At 73.8% G+C, this 18,506-nt stretch carries 15 protein-coding genes and 1 pseudogene; 9 read left to right on the top strand and 7 right to left on the bottom strand.

The window, feature by feature from the left end; translation table 11 throughout:
• Positions 1-52 precede the first annotated feature (52 nt).
• Positions 53-985, bottom strand: coding sequence for a ferritin-like domain-containing protein (locus BLU42_RS03330; RefSeq protein WP_091073247.1), 933 nt, complete (start codon positions 983-985; stop codon positions 53-55).
• 507 nt (positions 986-1,492) lie between these two features.
• On the opposite strand from BLU42_RS03330, the gene BLU42_RS03325 reads away from it, so the two are divergent.
• From BLU42_RS03325 to BLU42_RS03305, 5 genes are read left to right on the top strand one after another with little or no spacing between them, the layout of a single operon-like run.
• Positions 1,493-2,992 carry a glycosyltransferase gene (locus tag BLU42_RS03325; RefSeq protein WP_197680598.1) on the top strand — a complete coding sequence of 500 codons (1,500 nt, stop codon included), beginning with the start codon at positions 1,493-1,495 and terminating at the stop codon, positions 2,990-2,992.
• The gene (locus tag BLU42_RS03320) at positions 2,989-5,037 is read left to right on the top strand and encodes an ArnT family glycosyltransferase (protein WP_091073246.1); all 2,049 of its coding nucleotides are present in this window, start codon (positions 2,989-2,991) and stop codon (positions 5,035-5,037) included. Before BLU42_RS03325 ends, BLU42_RS03320 begins: the two co-directional genes overlap by 4 nt.
• A 56-nt stretch (positions 5,038-5,093) precedes the next feature.
• The gene (locus BLU42_RS03315; RefSeq protein WP_157719747.1) at positions 5,094-5,894 is read left to right on the top strand and encodes a DUF4397 domain-containing protein; all 801 of its coding nucleotides are present in this window, start codon (positions 5,094-5,096) and stop codon (positions 5,892-5,894) included.
• A complete protein-coding gene (locus tag BLU42_RS03310; RefSeq protein ID WP_091073244.1) occupies positions 5,891-7,054 on the top strand; it encodes a glycosyl hydrolase family 8 in 1,164 nt (387 codons plus the stop codon). Before BLU42_RS03315 ends, BLU42_RS03310 begins: the two co-directional genes overlap by 4 nt.
• Before the next feature lie 8 nt (positions 7,055-7,062).
• Positions 7,063-7,725 (top strand): class F sortase, encoded by a 663-nt coding sequence (locus tag BLU42_RS03305; RefSeq protein WP_157719746.1) that lies wholly within the window; start codon positions 7,063-7,065, stop codon positions 7,723-7,725.
• Between the two features lie 51 nt (positions 7,726-7,776).
• Here the strand turns inward: BLU42_RS03305 and BLU42_RS21000 are convergent, their stop codons facing one another.
• The 6 genes and pseudogenes from BLU42_RS21000 to BLU42_RS03270 form a co-directional block, all read right to left on the bottom strand.
• A complete protein-coding gene (locus BLU42_RS21000; RefSeq protein ID WP_197680597.1) occupies positions 7,777-9,315 on the bottom strand; it encodes a tetratricopeptide repeat protein in 1,539 nt (512 codons plus the stop codon).
• Positions 9,308-10,681, bottom strand: a complete 1,374-nt coding sequence (locus BLU42_RS03290) for an ATP-grasp domain-containing protein (protein ID WP_197680856.1) — start codon at positions 10,679-10,681, stop codon at positions 9,308-9,310. Before BLU42_RS03290 ends, BLU42_RS21000 begins: the two co-directional genes overlap by 8 nt.
• On the bottom strand, positions 10,678-11,472 hold the full coding sequence (locus BLU42_RS03285) for a TauD/TfdA dioxygenase family protein (RefSeq protein ID WP_091073242.1): 795 nt from the start codon (positions 11,470-11,472) through the stop codon (positions 10,678-10,680). Before BLU42_RS03285 ends, BLU42_RS03290 begins: the two co-directional genes overlap by 4 nt.
• Before the next feature lie 114 nt (positions 11,473-11,586).
• Entirely contained in the window at positions 11,587-12,255 is a 669-nt protein-coding gene (locus tag BLU42_RS03280; protein ID WP_091073241.1) for an HAD family hydrolase, read from the bottom strand.
• A gap of 421 nt (positions 12,256-12,676) precedes the next feature.
• Positions 12,677-13,399: pseudogene (locus BLU42_RS21675) on the bottom strand (fatty acid desaturase); the annotation flags it as partial.
• A gap of 278 nt (positions 13,400-13,677) precedes the next feature.
• Positions 13,678-14,640 carry an ROK family protein gene (locus BLU42_RS03270; protein WP_091073240.1) on the bottom strand — a complete coding sequence of 321 codons (963 nt, stop codon included), beginning with the start codon at positions 14,638-14,640 and terminating at the stop codon, positions 13,678-13,680.
• A 332-nt stretch (positions 14,641-14,972) separates the two neighbouring features.
• Here BLU42_RS03270 and BLU42_RS03265 point away from each other — a divergent pair, with 332 nt between their 5' ends.
• The 4 genes from BLU42_RS03265 to BLU42_RS03250 all read left to right on the top strand — a co-directional run bounded on the left by BLU42_RS03265 (position 14,973) and on the right by BLU42_RS03250 (position 18,494).
• Positions 14,973-15,686: a fasciclin domain-containing protein gene (locus BLU42_RS03265; protein WP_197680596.1), complete on the top strand. Its 714-nt coding sequence runs from the start codon at positions 14,973-14,975 to the stop codon at positions 15,684-15,686.
• 79 nt (positions 15,687-15,765) lie between these two features.
• On the top strand, positions 15,766-16,266 hold the full coding sequence (locus tag BLU42_RS03260; protein ID WP_091073239.1) for a DUF421 domain-containing protein: 501 nt from the start codon (positions 15,766-15,768) through the stop codon (positions 16,264-16,266).
• 317 nt (positions 16,267-16,583) lie between these two features.
• Entirely contained in the window at positions 16,584-17,267 is a 684-nt protein-coding gene (locus BLU42_RS03255) for a hypothetical protein (RefSeq protein WP_091073238.1), read from the top strand.
• A gap of 123 nt (positions 17,268-17,390) precedes the next feature.
• The gene (locus BLU42_RS03250) at positions 17,391-18,494 is read left to right on the top strand and encodes an AI-2E family transporter (RefSeq protein ID WP_091073237.1); all 1,104 of its coding nucleotides are present in this window, start codon (positions 17,391-17,393) and stop codon (positions 18,492-18,494) included.
• Positions 18,495-18,506 lie beyond the last annotated feature (12 nt).

Here is an 18,506-nt window from a genome sequence, read left to right as displayed (position 1 = left end):
GGCGCCGAGCGCGCCGTGCACCTCCTTCGCTTCGTGCGGCTCGGGCTCGGGGTCAGCTGTTCCTGGTGCTGACGCGGATGGTGCCGTTGACGCTGTTGGGGAAGAAGCCACCCTCGCTGACCTGCCCCGGGTTGAGGTAGACGATGTTCAGCACCTGCCCGGGGGTGCGACCGTAGACCAGGGCGTTGCTGTCGGTCGGCACGAGGTTGGCGGTGCCCGACGACGTCAGGATGCCCTGGTCGTCGTCGGTCTTGCCGTCGAGGGAGTCACGGGCGTTCGAGATCTTGTTCGCGGCCGCGCCCAGCCCCTTGGTGAAGAGCGAGGTCCGCACGATCCCGGCGTGGTACGCCTCGACCGAGAGGATCCCGGCGGCCGCGTCGAGGTAGGTCTTGTTGCTGATCAGCGGGGCCGCGCCCTTGTACGCGGTCACGCCGACGTCCTCGAAGATGAAGGCGCCGAGCAGGAAGCTGTCCTCGTCGGCGAAGGGGTTGAAGCTCTGCCCGGCCCCGATCAGCCCGGCCGCCTGGGCGGCCTTGGTGAAGCTGCTCTTGAGGTCGATGTTCGGTCGGGCCGTCTTCGCGCCGCCGAGGGCGGTGCGGAGGAACTTCACGTGGGCGAGCTCGTCGCCGGCGATCTCGGCGGCGTACTGCTGGATGGCCTTGGTCTTGAACGGCACCTTCGCCCCGCCGGTGACCCGGCCGATGCTTCCGCTGCCGTCGGTCAACGACGACGAGATGCCGGTGCCGTTGACGGCGTAGGAGTAGAACTCGGCCTCGAGGTACTCCAGCTGCAGGGCGAAGTTGAGGATGGCCCCGTCGCTGATCGGGTCGTCGGCCATGGCGGTCGTGGCGTTGGAGCCCATCAGCGCGGCCCCGCCGACGACGCCCATGCCGGTCAGGCCGGCCTTCTTGAGGAAGTTGCGCCGGTCGTTCTCGTTCTCGGCGCTGCGGTTGATCATGTCAACCACGGTCTTGCGTCCGAACATCGCAGACTCCTCGTCTGTCGTTGGTCCGGGCCCACAGGGTCTGTTCGGCCGACATCGGGACGGCTCCCCCTGTACGTCCGGCGGCACCGGAGAGAGCGCCCGTGAACCCGCACGAGCGGCGACCCCCGAGGCCGTCCTGCACCCGGGCTTCGGACCGACCTCGCGGAGGGTTTGGGTCCCTGCGGGGTTCGTCGCGCCGGGCCGCCAGGGCGGGCCTGGTGCCGCGACGGTGCTCGGCCGTCGGGGTGCGGCGCACCGCGCGCACGCGTGCCACCAGGCCGCGCGGAGGGCAAGACGCGTGGCGGGTAACCGTTGTCACACGCTCCCGGACCAAGCCCTGCTCCGTCCGGACCCGTATCTCTCGGTACACGAACGCCACTTCCGGGGGGAAGTCCCGTGCTCATCCGCACACCTGGCGCTCAGTCGCCTCAGTCCATCAGCCCGGCCGCAGCAGCCCGGGCTCCACGCACCAGCAGAGCCGTCCTCGGCCTCGCGGCCACCGCGCTGGTGCTCCTCTGCAGCCTCTTCCTGCCGGTCTCCCCGGCCTCGGCCGCGCCGACGCCGGAGCCCGCGCCCAGCGCGTCCCAGCTGTTCCCGGCCGGTCCGGCCCCGAGCGAGACCAGCGCGCCCAACCGGGGTCCGGCGACCGAGCCGGCCGCCGTGCCGGGTCTGCTCGACGACGTCAGCGGCGGCCAGGTGGCGGGCTTCCTCGCGCTGTCCGTCGTGTCGCTCGCCCTCGCCGGCGTCGCCTTCACGACCCTCGCCTGGATGCTGCACGCCTGGCGCAGCCCCTCGCACCTGGAGGCCACCGGCTTCGTCCGGTCCGGCCGGGAGCCGAGCCTGTCCTTCTCGCTCCTCGTGCCCGCGCGCCACGAGGAGGAGGTGCTCGGGGACACGCTCGACAAGCTGGCGCAGCTGGACCACCCCGACTACGAGGTGATCGCGATCATCGGTCACGACGACCCCGGCACCGAGGCCGTGGCCCGGGCCGCGGCCGCGCGGCACCCCGAGATCGTCCGCGTGGTCATGGACCACAGCGTCCCCAAGAACAAGCCCAAGGGCATGAACACCGCCCTTCCCGAGTGCCGGGGCGACGTCGTCGGGGTCTTCGACGCCGAGGACGAGGTCCACCCCGAGCTGCTGCGGCTGGTCGACGCGCGCTTCCACGACACCGGTGCCGACGTCGTCCAGGGCGGGGTGCAGCTGATGAACATCGAGTCGTCGTGGTGGTCGCTGCGCAACTGCCTGGAGTACTACTTCTGGTTCCGCAGCCGCCTGCACTTCCACGCCGGCGCCCGGTTCATCCCGCTCGGCGGCAACACGGTCTTCGCCCGCGCCGAGGTGCTGCGCGAGGTCGACGGCTGGGACCCCGAGTGCCTGGCCGAGGACTGCGAGCTGGGGGTCCGGCTGTCGACGCGCGGCAAGAAGGTCGTCGTCGCGTACGACCCCGACGTCGTCACCCGCGAGGAGACGCCGCCCACGCTGACGAGCCTGTACAAGCAGCGCACCCGCTGGAACCAGGGCTTCCTGCAGGTGCTGCGCAAGGGCGAGTGGCGTCAGCTGCCGACCTGGCGCCAGCGGCTGATGGCGCGCTACCTGCTGTCGATGCCCTTCCTGCAGGCCTTCACGGGCGCGATGATCCCCGTGTCGCTGCTGCTGATCCTGTTCGCGAAGGTGCCGACGGGGATCGCGCTGCTGACCTTCCTGCCGATCGTGCCGACGCTGATCACCCTGGTCGTCGAGACCGCCGGGCTCGGCGACTTCCGCCGCGTCTACGGGGTCAAGGTCCGTCCCCGCGACTACGTCCGGCTGCTGCTCGGCACCTTCCCCTACCAGGTGTTCCTCGCCGCGGCGGCCGTCCGGTCGGTGGTGCGGGAGGTCCGCGGCATCAACGCCTGGGAGAAGACCGAGCACACCGGGGCCCACCGCCCCGCCGTCCAGAGCCCGTCCGCACCAGGCACCGCCCAGCCGGTCCTCACCGGTGCGGGCGCGGGAGGTTCCCGATGACCCAGACCCTCGACCACCAGACCCTCTCCTTCCCCGGCGACCTCGACCGGCTGCCGACGGCGGAGGAGCCCGCGCAGGCCCCGGGCCCGCCGCGTCCGGAGACGAGGAGGGCACGGCTGCTCGCCCTCCTGCGCGACCGGCGCACCTCGCTCGCCTGGTTCAGCCCGCTGCTCGTGCTGTCAGCCGTGGTGCAGCTGGTCAACATGACCGGCTCGCCGCAGCGGATCGACGACGAGGGCACCTACGTCGCGCAGGCGTACGCGATCCAGGAGCTCGGCTCGCTGACGCACTACACCTACTGGTACGACCACCCGCCGCTGGGCTGGATCCAGATCGCCGGCTGGACGACGCTGACCGGCGGCTTCGAGCGCTACACGAGCGCGGTCATGGCCGGGCGCGAGTTCATGGTGGTCTGCTCCCTCGCGAGCGCCGCCCTGCTGTGGATGCTCGGCCGTCGTCTGGGGATGTCGCGCCCCGCCGTCGCGGCCGCCGTGGCGATCTTCGGGCTGTCGCCCCTCGCGGTGCAGTTCCACCGGACCGTGTTCCTCGACAACGTCGCCACGCCCTGGCTGCTGGCCGCCTTCGTGCTGGTGCTCGCGCCGCGGCGCCAGCTAGCCGCCTTCGCGGGCGCCGCCGTGTGCTTCGCGGTGGCGGTGCTCTCCAAGGAGACGTACGCGCTGTTCCTGCCGTTCCTCGCCTGGCAGACGTGGCGCTCCGCCTACCGGGGCACCCGGCGCTACACCGTCTCGGTGGCCGGCGCGATCGTCGTCCTGCTCGGGCTGACCTACGTGCTGCTGTCGGTGCTGAAGGGCGAGCTCGTGCCCGGCGCCGGCCGGGTCAGCCTGCTGTCGGGGATCGGCTTCCAGCTGGCCGGCCGGACCGCCAGCGGCAGCCTCTTCGACGCGGCCAGCCAGGCCAGGGTGACCACCGGTCAGTGGCTGCAGCTCGACCCGGTGATCGCGGTCGCCGCGCCGCTGGCCGCCCTCCTCGCCCTGCGTTCGCGGCGCTGGTGGCCCGTCGCGGGCGCCTTCCTCTTCCTGTTCGTCTTCATGCTGCGGCCGGGCTACCTGCCCATCCCGTACGTGATCGGCATGCTGCCGTTCGCCGCCCTGCTGGTCCCGGCAGCCGTCGAGATCTGGTGGCGGCGGGCCGGCGGCGCGACCTCCGTCGCGCTCCGTCGTCTCGTCCGGGCCGTGGTGGTGCTGCTGAGCCTGGTCGCCGTGTCGTTCGCGGCCCCGCTCTGGGCCGTGCAGCTCCGCGGGCTGCTGCTGGCCGACCTGGACCAGCCGATGGTCCAGGCCGAGGCCTGGGTCTCGGCCAACGTGGACCGCAGCTATCGCGTCGTGGTGGACGACTCGATGTGGGTCGACCTCGTGCGCGACGGACGTCCGCGCGACAACGTCGTCTGGTACTACAAGGTCGACACCGACCCCGCCGTCCAGGCGCTGGCGCCCAACGGCTGGCGCGACTACGACTACGTCGTCAGCACCAACTCGATGCGGACGTTCCCCGACGGGTCGCCGACCGTCGCCCAGGCGCTCGACAACGCGACCGAGGTCGCGTCCTTCGGCACCGGGGACAAGGCCGTGCAGGTGTACCGCATCAACCGCTCCGGCGCGGACGCCACCCGCGAGCAGGCCGCCCGCGACCAGGCCGGACGGGTCGAGGCGGGGACCGAGCTGGCGACGAACCCCGACCTCGACCTGAGGAGCCCCGCCGTGCGCGACCTGTTCACCGGCGGCCGGGTGGACGCCCGGATCCTCATCACGCTGCCCCAGGCCGCCGTGACGGGCCCGCTGACCGTCGACGACGTCCCCCCGGCGCCGGGTGAGGAGTCGTTGCCCGACCTGCCTCGACGCCAGGTCCTGATCAGCGCGGTCGACGGGCGCCCGCTGGCGTCGGACGCGAGCGAGACCGCTCGGCTCCAGGCCTTCTGGGCCGGCCAGCCGGAGCCGTTCCGGCCCCTGTCGACGACGCCCACGTCCCAGGGCCTGCTCGTCACCTACGCCACCGACGGCCCGACCGGTCTGCTCGCGCCGGCATGACGAGCGGATCCCGACCGATGTCCCGCCCGACCCCACCTCCGACCGAGGAGCACCTCATGACCACCCTTCTCCCGACCGCCCGTCGTTCCCGCACCGCCCTGCTGCTGGTCCTGGGCCTGCTGCTCGCCCTCGTCGGCCTCGCCCCCTCCGCGGCGCCCGCCGCGGCCAAGGAGTCCGGGGCCGGCTGGGTCCGGCTGGCCCACCTCTCCCCGGACACGCCGTCGGTGAACGTGTCCCTCACCTCGTTCGGCGGCAGCGAGTCCATGCTCAAGCTGAGCGACGTCGGCTACGGCGACGTGTCGGCCTACCAGAAGGTGCCGGCGGGCCGCTACGTGGCGTCGATGACCCCGGCCGGCGGGACCGCGCAGAGCACGCCGTCGATCACCCAGGCCGTCACCGTCGCGGACGGCCGCGCCTACACCGTCGCCGCCGTCGGCGACAACGCGAACCTGCGCGGCACCGTCCTCGACGACGACCTGCGCACACCGAAGGCCGGCTCGGCCAAGGTCCGGCTGCTGCAGGCCGCCGTCTCGGCACCGACCGCGACCGTCACCGCCGTCGGCGGGCCGGTGCTCGCCCAGGACGCCGCCTTCGGCTCCTCGACGGGCTACGCCACCATCGAGGCGGGCGTCTGGGACGTCCAGATCGCGCCCGCGGGGGCCGCGCCCGTCGACACGACGGTCACGGCGCAGCCGGGCAGCGTCAACACGATCGTGCTGCTCGACGGTCCCAGCGGGCAGGTCACCGCCAAGGTCGTCAAGGACGCCTCGGCCTCGCCCAAGGCGCCCAAGAAGGGCACCGGCGTCGACACCGGGGGCGGCGGCACCGCGACCAGCTTCGTCGGAGGTCGCCGATGAGGGCCCCGGTCGTCCGCCGCGTCGCGGTCGTCGGCGTGCTCGCCGTGCTGGTCGCCGCCGTCCTCGCCCTGGTCTCCACCCGACCGGGTCCGGAGCCCGGCAGCTCGGCCGCCGGCGCGTCCGGGGCACCCGGCACCCCCGACCCGAGCCCGACGCTGCGGCAGCTGACCGCCGAGGAGGCCGGTCAGGCGTTCCTCTCCGGCTACGTCGACCCGGACGGCCGTGTCGTGCGCCGCGACCAGGGCGGCGACACCGTGAGCGAGGGTCAGGCGTACGCGATGCTCGTGGCCGCCGCCGTCGGGGACCGCACCACCTTCACCTCCGTGTGGTCGTGGACGCGGGCGAACCTGCTGCGCCCCGACGGCACCCTGAGCTGGCGGTGGGCGGACGGGGCCGTCGTGGACCCCGAGTCCGCCTCCGACGCCGACCTGGACGCCGCGCGTGCCCTGGTCGTCGCCGGCGACCGGTTCGACGACCCGTCCCTCACCGACGCCGGGACCACGCTGGGGACCGCGATCCTCGACGCCGAGACGGTCGAGACGAAGCTGGGCCGCGTCCTCACGGCCGGCACCTGGGCGACCGCGGAGCCGTACGCCTACAACCCCAGCTACGCCTCCCCCGCCGCCTACGACGTGCTCGCCAAGGCCTCCGACGACCAGCGCTGGGCCGAGCTCGAGGAGGGCAGCCGCGCCGCGACCACCCGTGTCCTGGCCGCCACCGACCTCCCGCCGGACTGGGCGCAGGTCCACGCCGACGGCCGGGTGGACCCGATGCCCGGCGCTGCCGGGCGCGGCAACGACGGCGTCCGCTACGGCTACGACGCCACCCGGCTCCCGCTGCGCTACGCCGAGTCGTGCTCGGCGGAGGACCAGGCCCTCGCCGCCCGTCTCGCGCCCGCCCTCGGCCGCTTCGGCGGCTCCCCGGCCGCGCGTGACCTCGGTGGTCAGCCCCTGACCGCCGACAGCTCGGTCGTCGCCGTGGCCGCGGAGGCCGCGGTGGCGGCGAGCACCGGTGACCAGGCGTCCGCCGACGCCGCGCTGGTGCGGGCCGACCACCTGCAGCAGCAGGTCCCCACCTACTACGGCGGCGCGTGGGACGCGCTCGGCCGGATGCTGCTGACCGACCCCGTCCTCGGCGGCTGCCCGCCGCTCGCCCGGTGAGGCCCTCCGTGCGTGGGCGCACCCTCAGGGCCGCGGCCGCGACGGCGCTCCTGGCCGCGGCCCTGCTGACCGGCTGCGCGCCGCAGGGCACCTCGGCCGGCAGCCCGGTCGACACCGCGCCCGACACCACAGCCGCCGCGCCGACGCCGACCGTCGCCCCCGCCACTCCCACGGAGGCGGCGAGCCCGGCTCGGCGCGGCCCTGCCCCTCTGCCCAAGACGGCCGAGGTCGCCGTCCGGAGGGTCACGATCGACTCGATCGGCGTCCGCACCACGAAGCTCGAGAAGCTGACCACCGACCGGCACGGCGTGCTCGAGGCCCCGAAGGACCCCGACCGGGCGGGCTGGTACGCCGACGGGACCGTCCCGGGCGAGACCGGCCCCGCGGTGATCGCCGGCCACGTCGACTCCACCACCGGACCCGCGGTCTTCTTCGACCTCCGGAAGGTGGGCCGGGGGGACCGGATCACCGTCGAGCTGACCGACGGCACCTCGACGACCTTCGTCGCGGACCGGGTCGTCACCACCCCGAAGGACGGCTTCCCGACCGACGAGGTCTTCGGGCCGACCCCTGACGCCGAGCTCCGGCTCATCACCTGCGGCGGCCCGTACGACCGCACCGTCGGGTCCTACGTCGACAACACCGTCGTCTTCGCCACCGCGACGACCTGACCCGTCCCGACCGCGTCCGGCGGCGCGGGACGGGGCCCGGGGCGGCGGGCGTCAGTCGTTCTCGCGACTCGTCATGATCAGCCGCTCGACCCGGAGCGCGTCGACCTCGCGCTCGAGGTCCCCGCTCATCACCGCCGCGAGCCGCAGGTGCGGCAGGGCCTCCTGGAACCGGCTCTGGCGCTCGAGCACCCGCCCGAGCGCGTGCCGCGACCACAGGTCGTCGGGCGTGTCCTCGACCAGCCCCCGCAGCTCGGCCTCGGCCTTGTGCAGCTGCGCGCGCATCATGAACGCCCAGGCACGCAGCGACCGCAGGCCGGTGTTGCGCGGGTCCTGCTCGAGAGCGGGCTCGATGACCTCCAGGGCCTCGGCCGGCGAGCGCTGCGCGAGCAGGTCGTACGCGGTCCGGTAGGCCGACTCGGGACCGTTCCGGCGAGCGGCCCCGAGGGCCTGGAGGGTGAGGTCGAAGTCGGACGTGCCCATGGCCGGGGAACGCCGTGCGGAGGCGCCCCATTCCGGGGGGACGGTCCCTCGACCGCGTCCCGCCGCGCCCGCGAGCGCGGCGCGGAACAGGTCCCGAAGCGCGATCCCCGCGGCCTCGGCCATCGTCGGGACGACGCTCTGCCGGGCGAACGAGCAGTAGAGGCCCGCCTCGAGGAACCACACGCCGCCGTCCGGGTCGATCCGGAAGTCGAAGAGGCTGTAGTCGCGGCAGCCGAGCGCGCGGTGCGCCGCACGGGCGGCCGCGTGGACGCCCGCGACGACCGGGTCGGCCGGGTCGGCCGGGTCGACGATCCAGGCGTGGGTCACGGACTTCGCCACCAGCGCCAGCTCGCCGTCGGGATCCCGGCGCAGCTTGTCGTCGGCCAGCCGGACGGGCTTGGTCACCTCGTCGACGGCGTACTCCTCGAGCGGGAGGCAGACCAGCTCCTCCCCGCGCTCGAGCACGCCGCAGCGGACCTCGCGGCCCAGGGGCACGTACGCCTCCACGAGCACCTCGCGCCCGAGGCGGAAGGCGGCCTCGAGCGCACCCGCGAGCTCGGCCTCGGACCGGACCAGGCTCACGCCGTCGGAGTTGTCCGCGTCGACCGGCTTGACCACGACCGGCGGCAGCAGGGTCGGCCGCTCGCCCGGCCGGAGCACCTCGCCGTCGGGGACCGCGACGCCGGCGGCCGCGACCACCGCGCGCGTGCGGGCCTTGTCCGTGGCCAGCGCCATCACCTCGGCCGGGTTGCCGACCATCGGGAGCCCGAGCAGCTCGACGAGCGCGCGGTAGGTGGTCATGCCGGGCCGGCAGAACATCTGCGGCACCACGACGTCGGGCGCCAGCTCCTCGAGTCGGACCAGCGCCTGCGCGAGCGTCAGCACGGGAGCGCCGGCGAGGGCCTCTCGGGACAGGTCGGCGGGGAAGCGCCAGGTCCCGCCGGGCTCGACCCACGCGACGTGGTCGCTCCGGTGGGCCGGGTCGGCGGTCGAGCGGAGGCAGTCGCCCGCGTAGAGCCGCGACAGGTCGGCGTGGAAGTCGTCGACCGCCGAGCCGACCAGGTGGAGCACCCGGAGCGGGCGCTCCACGCCCGGACCGACCTCAGTCACCGTCGGCCTCGACCAGCTTGCCGATGTTGAAGTCGATGCGGATCCAGCCCCGGCCGCGGCGCAGGTTCGCCAGCAGCAGCCGCGGGACCTGCAGGTGGTGCTCCAGCAGGAACGGCAACGGGTCGGACCAGGCGAAGATCGCGTCGGTGCCGGCCGCGATCGTCCGGAGCCGGGCCCGGCGGCCCGGCTCGGCCAGCAGTCGCCACGCCTCGTGGTAGAGCCAGTAGGTCGGCCTGCTCGTCGCGCATGGCCGCACCGTCGGCACACCGTCCTCGAGGTAGGCGCGCGACAGCGCCACCGGGTCGTCGAGCATCGTGACCGCCGAGTGGGTCCGCGGGTTGCACTCGATCACGTGCACCTGCCCGTCCGCGGTCTTGATCACGTCGAACGACACCTGGCCGGTGAGCCCCAGGGCCGCGACGAACGTCCGCACCCACGTCTCGATCGCCGGCTCGTCGACGGAGGCGTAGTTGACCTGGAAGGCCGACGACGCCGAGCAGGCGTAGACCTGGACGACCCCGCGCCGGGCGGTCGCGTGGGCGCAGAACTCCTCTCCGGTCACCAGCTGCTGCAGCAGCCACGGGTTGTCGGGCGTGATCGGCCGGGCGCGCGCGAAGGCGGTCGTCTCCTCGACCGTGGGCCGCGGCAGGGGCGTGAGGTCGAGCCGGTGCACGGGGTCGTACGCGATGCTCTTCAGCACGTACGGCCCCTCCCGCGTCGCGAGCGCGCCGACGACCTCGTCGGGATCGGTGACGAGGACCGAGTCGGGCACGGGCAGGCCCAGCGAGGCGGCCAGCTCGGCGAACATGTGCTTGTCGTCGAGCGCCGCCACCACCTCGGCGTCGAGGTGGACGACCTCGCAGAGGCCCTCGAGCGCGGACTTGGCCGCGGCGTCGTGGTAGCTCGCCGCCGGGCTGCAGACCGGGACGTAGACGTCGACGCCCTCGGCGCGGACGACCTCGGCGAGCGCCTCCGCGTACGCCGGTGAGCGGGAGTCGGGCACGGTGTGGAACGCGGCGACCGCCCTCGAGAAGCGGTGGCCGGTCCAGCGGTACTTCTCCGACTCGACCATGACCACCCGGTGCCCGGCCTGGTGGAACGCGCGCGCCAGGTGCAGCGACTTGGTCATCTTGCCGCCGCTGACCATGATCGTCCTCGGCGTCGTCGCCACGGCGCGCCGCAGGGGCACGACGGCGGCGTACGCCAGGGCCACGGCGCTGACGGCCGCGTTCAGCGGCAGCGCGAGCTGGAGCAGCCCGAGCGCACCGAGGGTCTTGCCGACGGCAGCGGCCCGACGGCCTCGGTCGGCTCCGGTGGGCGCGTCGGGGACGCCGGCCCCGACCCGGGGCGGCGCGGAGGTGGTCACACGAGCAGACCGGGGTCGGCGGTCGCGTAGCCGGTCGCCATGCCCCGGTGCATGACCCGGTCCCCGACGACGCCGGAGTGGTCGGCCCGGTGGAGCACGCACCCGTTGTCCCACATCACGACGTCGCCCTCGGCCCAGGCGTGGCGGTAGAGGTTGTCCGGGCGCGTCGAGTGCGCGTACAGGCGCTCGACCAGCTCCTTCGTCTGCTCCGCGTCGAGCCCGCTGATGCTCGCGCACCGCGCCGGGGTGGTGAGGTAGAGCGAGGTGCGCCCCGAGACCGGGTGGCGACGCAGCAGCGGGTGGACCGCGGAGGACTCGTCGTCGTCGGACAGCTCGACCCCGGTCACCACGTGGGTCAGGGTGCGACCCTCGAGCCGCTCGCGCAGTCCGGCCTCGAGCGTGTCGTGGGCGCGGTACTGGTTGCTGAACTCGGTCTGCCCGCCCTCGCGGGGCACCGTGACGGTCCGCAGCGCCGTGTACGCGGGCGGGGCGGCGAAGTAGCTCGAGTCGACGTGGAACGTGCTCCTCGGTGCGGTGGTGCGCCCGACGTTGCTGATCACGTTGAGGTCGGGGTGGTCCGGGACCGGGGTCTCCCCGACCGTGAAGACCAGCCGTCCGAAGCGCCGCAGGAACGCGGTGAACTCGGCGTCGTCGAGCCGCTGGCCGGGGAAGACGACGACGCCCTGCGCGGCCAGCAGCCCGGTCAGCGCGGACACGTCGTCGTCGCCGAGGCGGGTGAGGTCGACGTCCTCGACGCGGGCGCCGAGCGGCTCGGTCCGGGTGATGATCATGGTTCTCCTGGGGCGTGCGCGGGGGTCCGCGCGGGGGCGCCCGCCGGGTGCCGGGGCGGACGGTTCGACGGGTCTGGTGCGCGTCCCGCCGCCGGGCGGCGGGACGCGCCCGGCTCAGGAGGCGGGGATGAGCGAGCGCAGCTGGGCGAGCTCGAGGTGGTCGACCCGGCTCTGCGCGGCGGAGAAGTCGTGGCCCGCGGTGTTGTCGTTCGGGAAGGCGACGCACGCCACTCCCGCCGCCCGGGCGGCCGCGACGCCGTCGACGTTGTCCTCGATCGCGACGCACTGCTCGGCGCTCTCCCCCAGCGCCGACAGCGCCGTCAGGTACGGCGCGGGGTCGGGCTTGGTGGCCGGCACCGTCGAGGAGTCGGTGATGACGTCGAAGTCGTCCGCACCCAGCTCCGGACCGAGGGCGGAGAGCACCGCGGCGACGTTCTCGGCCGAGGTGGAGGTGACGAAGCCGACCTTGAGCCCGGCGCCCTTGGCCCCGCGAACCGTGTCGAGCACGCCGGGACGCGCCGCCAGGTCGGCGGTGGCCAGCGAGCGCTGGAAGAGCGACGACTTCGTCGCGTGCACGGCGTCGGCGTCGACGTCGACGCCGCGCTCCGCCGCGTACGAGGCGATGCGGTCGCGCCCCCCGGCGCCGGTCAGCAGCGCGGCGTACTCGTCGCGGTCCCACCGCCAGTCGAGACCGTGGTCGGCGAACGCCTGGTTGAAGGCGGCGCGCTGCAGCTCGGACGTGTCGGCGACGGTGCTGATGGACCCGAACAGGACGGTGGGCACGAGCGATCTCCTCGAGGGCGACGTGGCGGTCGGCCGGCGGAGGTCCGCGGACCGGTGGTGGTCGACGTGGACGCGGCTCCCTCAGCAGGAGCCGCGTCGCACGGGGTATTCCTCCCACCCGGGCACGCGGATGCAGCCCGCGCGCCCTCCGTCGCTGCGCGGCACGACGACGGCCGGACCGGCGTACGGGCGAGCCGGGCCGCTCCGGCGGTCGGCGGCTGTCGCGCTCAGAGCGCCCGTCGTTGCGCGACGAGCGGGCACAGGAACGGGTCGGTGCCCTTGACCCCGACGGTGTCGAGGTGGTCGAGGACGTCGCGGTACGCAGCCCGCAGGCCGGTCTGCGTGTACGGGACGCCTTCGGCAGCGCAGTGGGCCGGACCAGCGGCGCCAGCCGACGCAGGTGCGGACGGGCCATGGACGGGAAGAGGTGGTGCTCGACCTGGTGGTTCAGCCCGCCCATCGCGACCGACAGCCACCACCCGCCGGAGACGTTGCGGCTGGTGAGGACCTGGCGCCGGAGGAAGTCGAGCTTGAGGCGGGGCGGCACCAGCGGCATGCCGATGTGGTTGGGCGCGAAGGCCGAGCCCATGTAGAGCCCGAACAGCCCGACCTCCACGCCGAGGACGGCGGCCGCCTTGCCGAGCGGCAGGATCAGCAGCACGAGGGCCAGCAGGCCGCCCAGCCGCAGGGCGAGGAACCCGGCCTCGACGAGGCGTCGCGGCACGGGTCCGCGCGACGTGACGCGCTTGACCCCTTCCACGTGGAGGGACAGCCCCTCGAGCAGCAGCAGCGGGAAGAAGTACCGGCCCTGGTGGGCGACGAGCCGGCGCAGGAGCGGGTGCCGGTGCCGCGTCGCCATGGCCGGGGTCATGGCCACGGCCGCAATGTCGAGGTCGGGGTCGTGGCCCTCGGTGTTGGGCCGGGCGTGGTGGCGGGTGTGCTTGCTCTGCCACCAGCCGTAGCTGATGCCGACGAGCAGGTTGGCGACGACCAGGCTCGTCCAGTCGTTCCAGCGCACGCGCTGACGTACGACCCGGCGAAGGCGTCCGTGCTCAGCTGGCTGCTGATGCTGACCCACCGCCGTGCGGTGGACCGCGTGCGTTCGGTGACGAGCGCGGTGCTGCGGGACCAGAGGGAGTTCCATCGAACCGGCGAGACCACCGGCGACGTCGCCGAGGCCGTCGTGGACGCGCAGGAGGCCAGGGGCATCCGCGGCGCCGTCGACCGGCTGCCGCACAAGCAGCGCAACGCCGTGACCCTGACCTACCTCACGGCCACACCATGCAGGAGGCCGCGACGCTGCTCGACGTCCCCGTGGGGACGGTGAAGAGCCGCGTCCGCGACGGCGTGATCGCGCTCCGCAGCCAGATCGGGGCACGCGCCGCCTGAGGCGGAGGGCACGGCCGGGCCGGCCAGGGTGGCTCAGCCGGTGACGATCGCGGCCCGGGCCAACGATGCGGCGCCGACCACCCCGGCGTCGTCCTCGAGCTCGGACACGACGAAGCGGAGGTCGGGCGAGGGGCGCAGCATCCACGGCTCCGCCGCCGCCGCGATCCGGTCGGCCAGGTCGGAACCGAGCTTCTCGGCCAGGCCGCCGCCCACGACCACGACCTCGAGGTCGAGCAGGTTGATCGCCGACCCGACCGCGACCCCCAGGGTCTCGACGGCCGTGTCGAAGAGCTTGGTGGCCAGCGCGTCGTCCTCGTCGAGCGCCCTCGCCCACACCTTCGAGGTGAGCGAGGACTTGTCCTCGTCGTCGCGGATGTCGAAGAGCGACGTCGTCCAGCCCGCGTCGACCATCGCGGACGCCACGCCCCGCATGGACCGGCGTCCCGCGTACGCCTCGGCGCAGCCCCGCCGGCCGCACGTGCAGAGGGCGCCACCGGCGAGCACGACGACGTGCCCGATCTCCCCGGCCGCGCCACGCGCGCCGTTGAAGGGCCGCCCGTCGAGGATCAGGCCGCCGCCGACGCCGGTCCCCATCCACAGCCCGAGGACGTTGCGGGCACCCCGGGCGGCCCCGGCGAGCCACTCGCCGAGGAGCCCGACGTTCGCGTCGTTGCCGAGGGCGATCGGCAGGTCGATCCGCTCCTGCAGGGACGCGACGAGGTCGAAGCGCTCGTGCCAGCCGGCCAGGTTCGGCACGGTCAGCACGGCGCCCTCGTGCACCACGCCCGGGATGCCGACGCCGACGGCGACCGGGTCCGCGTCCAGGGAGGCGATCAGGCGGGAGATCGTGTCCAGCACCTCGTCGGGACCACCCGTCGGCGTCGGCGCCTTCGCCCGCCCGTGCACCTCGTGCCGGTCGTCCACCAGGCCGACCTCGATGTTCGTGCCGCCCACGTCCACCCCGGCGACGAGGAGGTCCCGCTCCGATGCTGTCACCGCACCATCACTAGCAGGTCCCCGGCCGGGTGGCGGCGCCGGACGGTGCGCGGCGGCCCCGGACGACCCTGCACGCCCGCGCTACCGTGACCAACGGACCGGGATCCGCCGAGCGGCGACCCAGGTCTGCCGGACCCCGCCCGACATCGCGCCGTCGACCACGGAGCGCGGCACGGACCGGCTCGGACCAGGTGGGCGACGACCGAGCGGCGCGCCGGCCTGGGCAGCACCAGACCCCCGTCGGAGGTCCCCCGGACACCCGGGGTTCACCCAGAGCTCGCGGTACGCACCTATCGACCTCGCCCTCCTGGGCTCCTCTCAAGGAGATCTCCGTGCTCTCACCCGTCCCCACCCGCACCCTCGCCCTGCTCGCCGTCCTCGGCTCGCTCTCCCTGCCCCTGGCCGCGTGCGGCTCCTCGGACCCGAGCGACCCGCAGGCGGGCCCGAGCTCGCTCACCGCGCCCCCGGTGTCGGACCCGCCGCTGCCGATGACTCCCGCTCCCTCGCAGGCCGCGACGCCTGAGCCGACGGCCCCGGGCTCGGCCACCGCGTCCGCCGGGTCGGCAGGAGCGGCCGGCGCCACCTTCGGCCCGGGGTGCTCGAAGGTCCCGACGTCGGGGAAGGGGTCCTTCGACGGGACGTCGACCGACGGTGTCGCGACCGCCGCCGGCAACAACCCCCTGCTGTCGACGCTGGTCGTCGCGGTGAAGCGGGCGGGCCTGGTCGACACGCTGAACAACACCGAGGACGTCACCGTGTTCGCCCCCGACGACGACGCGTTCGCTGCCCTGGGCAAGACCACCCTGACCAAGGTCCTGGCCGACCGGTCGCAGCTGACCACGATCCTCACGACCCACGTGGTCGAGGGCCGGCTCGCCCCCGCCGACCTCGCCGGCACGCACAAGACGCTGAGCGGCTCGTCGATCACCGTGACCGGGTCCGGTGAGGACTTCACGGTGAACGGCAACGCGCGGGTCGTCTGCGGCAACGTCCAGACGGCCAACGCCACCGTCTACGTCATCGACCACGTGCTGATGACGCGCTGACCTCCCGGGCCTCGACCACCGGCGCCGTCGACCTGGTCGAGGAGCGCACCCCCCATCTCGACAGATCGGACCTTCCCCGGTGTTCTACGACAACCTGACCGGCCTGCTGCGCGTCCTGGTCGTCGCCCCGCTGGCGTACGTGTGGCTCATCGCCGTCCTGCGGGTCACCGGCAAGCGGACGCTGGCCCAGCTCAACGCCTTCGACTTCATCGTCACCGTCGCGCTCGGCTCCACGCTGGCCACCGTCGTCCTGAGCAACAGCGTCTCCCTGGCCGAGGGGGCGCTGGCCCTGGGTCTGCTCGCGCTGCTGCAGCTGGTCGCGGCCTGGGCGTCGGTGCACGTGTCCGCGCTTCGACGCGCGGTCACCGCCGAACCCTCGGTCCTGCTCCGCGACGGGCGGCCGGACCTCGACGCCCTGCTCGCGCAGCGGATCACCGAGCAGAGCCTGCGCCAGAGCGTCCGCAGCGCCGGCTACGGCGGGCTCGAGCTCGTGGCCCTCGTCGTCCTCGAGACGAACGGCAAGCTCAGCGTGATCCCGACCAGCCAGGCCGGGAGCGGTTCGGCGTCCATCGACCTGTGACACGCGCCGACCGCTCGGGCGGACGGTCGGCCGGATGTTTTCCGTGCAGAACGGCGGGTAACACCCCGTGCTGCCCTGAGCAGCCGTCCTGGGACCTGGGTCGCCGCGTCGTACGCCGCACCCGGTCGAGCACCTCCGCTCGAGGCCGGGAACACCCGAGGACACCCGTGTCCCACGACCGCGTGCACCTTCACGAGCACGACCCGCCTGCGCACCAGGCCGCCGCAGTGCCGGCGGCGCTCCCGTCGTCGACGCCACCTAGCTCGACGCGCGCTCTGCGCACCAGCCAAGCCCCCACCCGAGAACGAGGACTACCCATGAGCACCGCCATCAACCCCGCGGATGACGAGCGCACGGAGGCCGGCCAGACCTCCGGTCATCAGAGCCGTACGGTACCGGTCGTCACCACCCACGCCGACCGCCGCGCCGAGGCCGACGAGACCGTCCGGCTCCAGAAGGAGCGCTTCGGCGGCATGAAGTTCGGCGCCTGCTTCTTCGGCTGGCTGACCGCCACCGGCACCGCGGTGCTGCTGACCGCCCTGCTCGGCGCGGCCGGCGCGGTGTTCGGCTTCGCGCAGGACGGCACGGTCGAGCAGGCCACCGAGAACGCCGGGACCATCGGCCTCGCGGGCGCCATCGCCCTGCTGGTCGTCGTCCTGGTGGCCTACCTCGCCGGCGGCTACGTGGCCGGGCGGATGGCCCGGTTCAACGGGCTCAAGCAGGGGCTCGGCGTCTGGCTCTGGGCCGTCGTCGTGGCCGTCGTCGTGGCGATCCTCGGGCTGATCGCCGGCTCGCGGCTCAACGTGCTGACCAACCTGAACGGCGTCCCGCGGATCCCGGTCAACGAGGGCACGCTCACCCTCGCGGGCGTCATCACCGCGGTGGCCGTCGTCGTCGCCGCCCTGGTCGGGGCGCTGATCGGTGGACTCGCCGGCATGCGCTTCCACCGCAAGGTCGACCGCGCGGACCTCACCGCCGAGACGGGCACCACCGCTCGCTGACCAGCGCGCGGCCTCTCGGCACCGCGGGCTCGTGCGCACCGGACCACCCGGCGTGCACGAGCCCGTCGGTTCCGTCCGGGCCGTTCTCGGCCGCTCCCCCGCTCCCCATCCCAAGGACGCCTCGTGCACGACAGCCACCCGACCTCCGCCCCACGACCGTCGGCCGACCGGTCGACGCCACCGTTCTCCGGTCTCGTCGTGCTCGCCGCGCTGGTCGTGGCCGCCGCCGGCCTCAAGACCGCGTCCAGCATCGTGGGCCCGGTCTTCCTCGTCCTCACCCTGGCGATCACGGTGCACCCGCTGCGGACCTGGATGCGGAAGCACCGGGTGCCCGCGCTCGCCGCGACCGTCGTCGCGCTGCTCGCCGTCTACGTCGTCCTCCTCGTGGTGCTGGGCTCGGTCGTCTGGTGCCTGGTCCGGCTCACCACCGCGCTGCTCGACTACGGTCCTCAGCTCGCCCAGCTCCTCACCGCGGCGCTCGACCGCGCCGCCGAGCTCGGTCTGAGCCGGGCGATGCTGGAGAACGCCGTCTCCTCCCTCCAGCTGTCGAACTTCGCCGGGGTCGCGCAGCAGGTGCTGAACGGCCTGACGAGCGGGTTGTCGCTGCTCGCGCTGATGCTGGCCACGGTCGCCTTCGTGGTCGTCGACGGCTCCGGGTTCGCCGAGCGCCTCGACGCCCTGCGCGGGTTCCGTCCGCGGGTCGCCGACGCGTTCACCGACTTCGCGTCCAGCGTGCGCCGGTACTGGGTCGTCACGACGATCTTCGGACTGGCGGTCGCGGTCCTGGACGTCGTCGGTCTGGAGATCATCGGGGTCCCGCTCGCCTTCACCTGGGGGCTGCTGGCCTTCGTCACCAACTACATCCCGAACGTCGGCTTCCTGCTCGGGCTGGTGCCCCCGACCCTGATCGCGCTGCTCGAGAACGGCCCCGGCTCGGCCGTCGCCGTCCTCGTCGTCTACATCGTGCTGAACGTCGTCATCCAGGGGCTGGTCCAACCGCGGTTCACCGGCGACGCGGTCGGCCTGACCGGTACGGTCGCCTTCCTGTCCTTGATCGTCTGGGCCTTCCTGCTCGGGGCGCTGGGTGCGCTCCTCGCGGTCCCGGCGACCCTGTTCGTCAAGCTGCTCCTGGTCGACCACACCCGTGACGGGCGCTGGGTCGGCACCCTGATCAGCTCGACCGTCCCGCACCCGCCGCCGGGCCGCACGCCCGTGAACGACTCGTAGACCGACCGTGCA

The organism is Microlunatus sagamiharensis, from assembly GCF_900105785.1.
Lineage (GTDB): Bacteria > Actinomycetota > Actinomycetes > Propionibacteriales > Propionibacteriaceae > Microlunatus > Microlunatus sagamiharensis.
Note: the sequence above shows the minus strand (reverse complement) of the source record. Positions and strands in the feature narration are given on the sequence as shown.

Bases quoted from the DNA above. Each gene is read 5' to 3' on its own strand.
- BLU42_RS03330 (WP_091073247.1), bottom strand. From the start codon at position 985: ATGTTCGGACGCAAGACCGTGGTTGACATGATCAACCGCAGCGCCGAG.
- BLU42_RS03320 (WP_091073246.1), top strand. From the start codon at position 2,989: ATGACCCAGACCCTCGACCACCAGACCCTCTCCTTCCCCGGCGACCTC.
- BLU42_RS03315 (WP_157719747.1), top strand. From the start codon at position 5,094: ATGACCACCCTTCTCCCGACCGCCCGTCGTTCCCGCACCGCCCTGCTG.
- BLU42_RS03310 (WP_091073244.1), top strand. From the start codon at position 5,891: ATGAGGGCCCCGGTCGTCCGCCGCGTCGCGGTCGTCGGCGTGCTCGCC.
- BLU42_RS03285 (WP_091073242.1), bottom strand. From the start codon at position 11,472: ATGATCATCACCCGGACCGAGCCGCTCGGCGCCCGCGTCGAGGACGTC.
- BLU42_RS03255 (WP_091073238.1), top strand. From the start codon at position 16,584: ATGAGCACCGCCATCAACCCCGCGGATGACGAGCGCACGGAGGCCGGC.